The organism is Stenotrophomonas sp. HMWF003, from assembly GCF_003061285.1.
Lineage (GTDB): Bacteria > Pseudomonadota > Gammaproteobacteria > Xanthomonadales > Xanthomonadaceae > Stenotrophomonas > Stenotrophomonas maltophilia_AP.
The window spans coordinates 2420-8787 of sequence record NZ_QAIW01000339.1; the positions used below are offsets into that span (position 1 = coordinate 2420).

8 protein-coding genes are annotated in these 6368 nt (G+C 67.9%); 1 reads left to right on the forward strand and 7 read right to left on the reverse strand.

Annotation, left to right across the window (positions count from 1 at the left end; genetic code table 11):
- From DBR34_RS21400 to DBR34_RS13600, 5 genes are all read right to left on the reverse strand, one after another.
- A partial coding sequence (locus DBR34_RS21400) for a fimbria/pilus outer membrane usher protein (protein ID WP_181394005.1) occupies positions 1-1278 on the reverse strand: 1278 nt, incomplete at its 3' end.
- A 28-nt stretch (positions 1279-1306) separates the two neighbouring features.
- Positions 1307-2056 (reverse strand): molecular chaperone, encoded by a 750-nt coding sequence (locus DBR34_RS13585; RefSeq protein WP_128097185.1) that lies wholly within the window; start codon positions 2054-2056, stop codon positions 1307-1309.
- 64 nt (positions 2057-2120) lie between these two features.
- Positions 2121-2645, reverse strand: coding sequence for a type 1 fimbrial protein (locus DBR34_RS13590; protein WP_258223923.1), 525 nt, complete (start codon positions 2643-2645; stop codon positions 2121-2123).
- A 131-nt stretch (positions 2646-2776) separates the two neighbouring features.
- On the reverse strand, positions 2777-3052 hold the full coding sequence (locus tag DBR34_RS13595) for a hypothetical protein (RefSeq protein ID WP_219928294.1): 276 nt from the start codon (positions 3050-3052) through the stop codon (positions 2777-2779).
- Between the two features lie 71 nt (positions 3053-3123).
- Positions 3124-3807 (reverse strand): response regulator, encoded by a 684-nt coding sequence (locus tag DBR34_RS13600; protein WP_128097188.1) that lies wholly within the window; start codon positions 3805-3807, stop codon positions 3124-3126.
- A gap of 136 nt (positions 3808-3943) precedes the next feature.
- On the opposite strand from DBR34_RS13600, the gene DBR34_RS13605 reads away from it, so the two are divergent.
- Positions 3944-4600, forward strand: a complete 657-nt coding sequence (locus tag DBR34_RS13605) for a response regulator transcription factor (protein WP_128097189.1) — start codon at positions 3944-3946, stop codon at positions 4598-4600.
- Positions 4601-4605: 5 nt separating this feature from the next.
- Here the strand turns inward: DBR34_RS13605 and DBR34_RS13610 are convergent, their stop codons facing one another.
- Positions 4606-5991, reverse strand: a complete 1386-nt coding sequence (locus DBR34_RS13610) for a DUF389 domain-containing protein (RefSeq protein ID WP_128097190.1) — start codon at positions 5989-5991, stop codon at positions 4606-4608.
- The gene (locus DBR34_RS21405; protein WP_181394006.1) at positions 5988-6164 is read right to left on the reverse strand and encodes a hypothetical protein; all 177 of its coding nucleotides are present in this window, start codon (positions 6162-6164) and stop codon (positions 5988-5990) included. The genes DBR34_RS13610 and DBR34_RS21405 overlap by 4 nt, the downstream gene beginning before the upstream one ends.
- Positions 6165-6368: the final 204 nt, after the last annotated feature.

A 6368-nucleotide genomic window follows, 5' to 3' on the forward strand; every position in this document is an offset into this window, starting at 1 on the left:
ACCGACCAGCGCGGCGCGGTAGCCGCTGGCGCCGATCACACCGCCATAGCCGGTCAGCGCATTGCTCAGGCCACGCTGGTAGGTAGCCTGCAGCAGGTCGGGCGAATCCAGCCGATCGGGCTCGGCCACGCGGCCGGCGCTGACGCTCCAGCGGCTCTGGCCGGGGCGCAGCAGTTGGGTGACCGCCGAGAACGGCACGCTGAATCGCTTCACGCGGCCGTCGGCCTCGGTGATTTCCACGTCTAGGTCGCCGCCGTAACCGGTGGGGTACAGGTCGTCGATCGCAAACGGTCCGGCCGCGACCGAGGCTTCGTGGATCAGGCTGCCACGCTGGCGGATGGTGACCCGCGCGTTGGTGTCGGCGATGCCGCGCACCACCGGTGCAAAGCCGCGCAGCGACTGCGGCAGCATTCGGTCATCGCTGGACACGCGCGCACCGCGCAGGCGCACGCTGTCAAACAGCTCGCCGGCACTGAAGGTATCGCCCAGCATCAGCTGCGCCTGCCAGGCAGGCAGGTCGCGCTGCAGGTAGCTGGACGCGGCCCGGTAACGGGTGTGGCCGTGTTCGCTCCAGGCCAGGGCGCCTTGGTGGCGGGCCTGCCAGCCACCGGCATGCAGCGCGCCGTTCACCCCCAGGTAGCCGCTGAGCTGGCCACCGCTGGCGCCGCCGCTACGGTACAGATTGCTGGTATAGCCCAGCACCGCGGCCGGAACGCCGGCATCCCACTGCGACGGATCGACCTGGCCACGCGCCTGGCGCACGGTATAGATCTGCGGCACCGACAGCCGCAGCACCTGGTTGGCCACATCGAAGCTGGCGGTGGCGCCGGGCACGTAATCGCCGAGCGGGCCACAGAAGTCGCCGGCCGGAAGGGCGCGCTGCGGCGCGTTGGCCGGGTCGGTGTGCAGGCTGTCCAGATCGATGCCGTAGCGGCGCAGCTGCTCGGCGCTGAAGCAGGGCTGGGTGTCATCGTTGGCCGGGGCGTTGGCATAGACGATGTCGGTACGCGCACGCCACTGCTGGTTCAACACCACGTCGCCGCGGTAGGTGCCCGGCGGCACATAGCCGCTGCGCCCGAACCGGGCCAGGTCCACTGCCGCCGCGCTGCCACGCGGGAAGAAATCCGCATCGAAGCTGACGTTGCCGCTGGCTGCGGCGATGCCGGTGGCGGCAGGCAGCGCCGCGGCGCCGGCACGGGCCGACAGTGCCAGCGCAATCAGCACCGGCAGCAGCGCCGCGCGCGGCAGCCGCGCAGGGGAGGGCGTGGGCAGGAACATGGGGGTAGGCGAGGCCAGGGCGTGACGCTCAGGGCGTCAGCGCACGGTCCTGCGGGTTGACCGCACCGAAATCGTTGATGACCGCAAATGCGGCGGCCAAGGTGCCGGCCGGGCGCTGGGTGACATCCTTCAGCGGGAACACGGCAGTCGCGCCGGGCGCGACCATGCCGCCGCCCTGCTCACCGACGGTGCCCGTGGCGGTCTTCAGCCCGACCTGGGCGAAATTGACATGGTAGGCGCTGGGGTTGCGCACCTGCAGGGCCAGGCCCATGCGGTCGGCGGCATCCACCAGCGACCAGCTCAGCCCATCGATCGCGCCGGGCAGATCGCCACGCAGGCCGGCCGGACGGAACAGCAGTTTGATCCGGGTGCGGAACGCGAACTGCAGAACATTGCGCTCGCCGCTGTTGTCCGCCTTCGGCGGCACTTCCAGCACGTTCACCCAGAACAGGGATTCTTTGTCGGCGGGCAGGGCCTCACCGGTATACATCAGCCGCACCGCCTGGCTGGTTTCACCATCCATGCGGAACATCGGTGGGGCCACGGTGAACGGCGCCTTGGCGGTGTCCGGCGACGAACGCTCGTCACCATCGTCCAGCCACACCTGGATCAGCGCAGGGGTTTTGCTTTCGTTGTTGAGCTTGAGCGTGACTTCCTGGTCCTGTGCCGGGTACACCACACGGGTGCCACCGATCACGACGCTGGCCTGGGCGGGGGCGCCAAACAGGCACGCGAACGGCAACACGGCGGCCAGGCCGCAGCGGATCAGCTTGTTCATTGGGTGGGGCTCCAGGAGGTGCGCCGGCGGGGGGGAATCCCGCCGGCGCCAACAGACCCGTCGGTCAGTTGTAGGTGACGGCGTAGACGACGCTGGTATCAACCAGGCCGGGAGTCGCTGCGCCGGTGGCCAGATACTGGCTCTGGAAATCGATGATGGCGGTGTTGTTGACGATGGCCGGGCTGCGCACACCATTGGCCGGGTCAGCCAGGTTGATCGGGGTGCCGTCGTCTTCCATCACCTGAACCTGGGTCAGGGTGGCTTCGCCGACCAGGGCGTTGGTCAGCGCGCCGGTGGTGGCATCGATGCGCGGGCTGGAGGCCAGGAAGGACATGGTGGCGACCTTGCCGTTGACGCACGAACCCTGGCCCGGGCCGCCGATGATGACCTGGAACGGCTTGGCGCCGGCCACGTCGCCGGCAGCAGCCAGCAGCGAAGCGCGGACCGGGTCCAAGGCGACCACGAAGTTGCCGGTGCCGCCATCGGTGCCGGCGCCGCCGGTGATGGTGCAGGTTTCATCGGTGACGGCGCCGGTGAAACGGATGGTGCCGCCGGTGGCGGCCGCGCTGGCGGCGCCGACAACGGTCATGCCCAATACGAGGCCGAGGGCGGAGGCAAGCTTGATGTGCTTCATTGTGATCACTTCTTCAGGAGGAGGTGGACTGCCGTAACCGGAACACGTCCGGCCAAGCGCATCGTAGGCAGTCGCGCGCGGTGCCCCTATCGGACCGGTCCCATTTGCGCGCCGGCATCGGCCTGGGTGGAAGGCGCAGCCGTATCGGCCTCCAGGACATGGCGCACCCAACCCTGGCGGAAACGTTCGCGCTGGCGTGGGGAGGCGTAGAGGTAGCGATTGACCGCTGCCAGGAAATCGTCCTGCCGGCGCTTGTCCAGCGCGCAGAACGCCAGCAACAGGCGCTGGATGCGGTATTGATCGGGTGATTTCACGGTGCGCCACCTTGGAGAAATCCGTTCCGCCAGGTACAGAACGGCCACCTCCAGAGTAGATGGCGATGGCGCGAGGGCAATCGGACCGGGCCCGGATTTGGCCCTGCGCCGCACGCGCCTCAGGCGTCGTCGTCACCGGCGTTGCTGCGCGCTACCTGCGAGGCCTGCACCAAGCCACTGCTGATCGCATACCGGAAGATTTCGCCATCGCGGGCAAGGCCCAGCTTGCGCATCGCCGACATCTTCTGCGTGCTGATGGTCTTGCGGCTGCGACCGACGCGCTCACCGATCTCGGCGACGGAAGAACCTTCGGCGAACATCCTGAGTACCTCGCTCTCGCGTTTGGTCAGCGTGCCCTGCGCGGTGGCATCACCGGGCGCGGGCATTTGCTCCAGCAGGCGCTTGATCACCGGCGACAGGAACGGCTGCCCGGCCATGGCACAGCGAATGGCGTGTTCCAGGTGCAGGTGCGGATCGGTCTTGCTGACGATCACGTCCACGCCCACCTCCTGGATGCTGCGCAGCACCCGCGGATTTTCCACGCCGGTCAGCACCAGGCGGCGCACCTGCGGAAAACGCCGGTGAAGGAAATGCAGCAGCGCGATGCCATCGCCGTAGCGACCCTGCGGCATGGAAAAATCGGCGACCACCACGTCCACCTGCTGGGTGGCCAGCACGTCCACCATGCCGGTCGAATCGTCGGCCAGGCCGACGATCTGGATGTCAGCTACAGCGGCCAGCATGTGCTCCATCCCGGCCAGCAGCACGGGATGGTCGTCGGCGATGACAACGCGGATATTCAAGGCGATGCGTCCTTTGTTGGGGACGGGGTACGGCATCGGCCGCGCCCCGGAACTGCCCGCTTGCGGGGCTATGATACGCTGACCGAGGTCGGCGCTTTTGTGCGTTGCGCTGCCCTGCAACCGCCTGGAGAACTGTATGAATACCAAGCCTTTCAGGGTTGCCGTGGCCGATGACCACCCGATGGTGCGCATGGGCATCGAGAGCAGCCTGGACGCCTTCCCGATGATCCAGGTGATCGGCGCCGTGGCCGATTCGACCGAACTGGTGGCGTTGCTCGATGCACAGCCCTGTGATGTGCTGATCACCGATTTCGCGATGCCCGGCGGCGCCCATGGCGATGGTTTGCAGCTGCTGGATTTCCTGCATGCGCGCTACCCCGGGATGTTGATCGTGGTGATGACCGGCATCGACCAGCCGGTGATGATCCAGGCCATCCTGTCCCGTACCGTTGCCGGCCTGCTCAGCAAGGCCGACGATGTCTCGCACGTTGCGCTGGCGGTGACTGCCGCGCATGCCAACCGCCGTTACCTGTCACCGACCATCGCCGCACTCTCCCCGTCGCTTCCGGGCCAGCGGCGCACCACGCAGTTGTCGCCGCGCGAACACCAGGTGCTGTCGTTGTACGTGGGCGGCCACTCGATCAGCGCGATCTCAGAACAGCTGCAACTGCGCAAGCAGACGGTCAGCACGCAGAAGGTCAGCGGCATGGCCAAGCTGGGGATCGAACGCGACGCGGACCTGTTCAAATATGCCGCCGAGCTGGGCCTGGCAGGGCCCAGCGACGACCGCTAGCCGGCTCAGGGCAACGCCGCATGCGGCAACGTGGCCGTGCCGTCGACGCCGTTGGCGGGCTGGGCGATGGCCGGTGCCGGTGCGGCCATGCCGGCGACCACGATTGTCCAGCCTGGCGTTGCCGCGCCCAGGCGCCCACGCAGGGCGGCCACGGCGTCCGGGTCCAGCGCTGCGTCCGAGCCCGTCGCGGTCGGCGGCAGGGTCACCACGATGCGCTTCTGCAGGCCATCGAGCATCACATCGGCGGTGATGTCGCCCAGCAGCGTGCGGATGTGTTCCAGGGTCCATGCGTCCGCCTCGGCACGCAGCTGGCGGGTCTGCTCGGACAGTGCGTTGACGCGCAGCCGCAGTCCATCCAGGTCCGCCCGGTCGCGGCGGCCATCGTCGCTGGCTTCCAGGGTTTGCCGCACCCGCAGTGCAGGCGCCTGGGGCAGCCGCGCGGCCAGTCGTGCACCCAGTTCACGCTGGGCATTGCCGATGTAGGCCGGCACCATCGCCACCAGGTCCACTGCGTAGCCTTGGCCGCGCCGTTCCACACTGATCTCCTCGATCGATCCGCCACGTTCCTGAAGGTATTTCTGCACCACCGCACGGGTCTGGTTCGCCGTCCAGGTCTGTTCGCCGATGTTGCGCAGCGCCAACCCCAGCGGCAGCGCCAACAGCACGAAGGTGGAGGCAATGACGATGGCCTGCCACGCCGAATGCTTTGGCGAATTGTCCACGCCGAAGCCGTACCACTTGGCGATCAGCGTGACGCTGAGCGCGATCGCCAGGAGATTGGTCATGAACAGGAAAAATGCGCCGCCGGCGATACCCAGGTCACCGGTGGCCAGTCCAAAGGCGACCACGGCCATCGGCGGCATCAGTGCGGTGGCGATGGCGACCCCGACGATCGCCTCTCCCTTGCGGGTGATGACCGCATAACCGCCGGCCAGGCCGGACAGAATCGCCACCAGCAGGTCGAACAGGGTCGGCTGGGTGCGCGCCAGGATTTCGCTGGTGGCTTCGCGCAACGGCGACAGCCACACGATGCACATGGCAGTGGCCAGCGCCAGCAGCACCCCGGCCAGCAATGCCAGCAACGCCCGGCCCATCATGCGGAAGTCCACCACGCACAGCGAAAAGCCGAGCTGCACGATCGGGCCCATCAGCGGGGAGATCAGCATCGCCCCGATCACCACGGCCGCCGAGGACTGCAGCAGGCCAAGGATGGCGATGCCGCAGGACATGACGGCCATGAACGCAAAGCGCGGACTCAAGCCGCCTTCATCGGCCACGTTGTCGATGACCACCGCATGGTCGACGTGATGGGCCAGGCGGCCACGCAGTCGTCGCCACAGGCGATGCAGCGTGCTGAGCGGCGCGGCGGAATGGGAGGGCGCCGACTTCATGGGGCAATCCCCCCGCGCTCGTGCATATGGCCGCGCTGCAGGCGGGCGAAGTACCACAGCAGGTCCAGCGCTTCGAACAGGTCGCGACGGCCCGCCAGCAGCTGGCGTCCGCGCATCACGTTCCAGTGCCCGTAGCTGGTGCGGAACAGATAGTGTTGGGTGGCATCAAGCATGCAAACGCTCCGGCGGACGACATCGACCGCGCGGGGCATCATCGGCGATGCCCGTTCATCGCCCCATCGGACGCGGCCTATTTGGGCCGGTCGTCCTGACTGTCGCCGAGGTCGGCGTCACAGGCGTCCAGCAGGGCCGACAGATCCTCGATCAGCTGCCATATCGGCTCGGCCAGCGTGTCGGGCGGGGCATGGTGCAGCGCC

Coding starts and splice junctions, on each gene's coding strand:
- DBR34_RS13585 (WP_128097185.1), bottom strand. CDS start 2,056: ATGAACAAGCTGATCCGCTGCGGCCTGGCCGCCGTGTTGCCGTTCGCG.
- DBR34_RS13590 (WP_258223923.1), bottom strand. CDS start 2,645: ATGACCGTTGTCGGCGCCGCCAGCGCGGCCGCCACCGGCGGCACCATC.
- DBR34_RS13605 (WP_128097189.1), top strand. CDS start 3,944: ATGAATACCAAGCCTTTCAGGGTTGCCGTGGCCGATGACCACCCGATG.
- DBR34_RS13610 (WP_128097190.1), bottom strand. CDS start 5,991: ATGAAGTCGGCGCCCTCCCATTCCGCCGCGCCGCTCAGCACGCTGCAT.
- DBR34_RS21405 (WP_181394006.1), bottom strand. CDS start 6,164: ATGCTTGATGCCACCCAACACTATCTGTTCCGCACCAGCTACGGGCAC.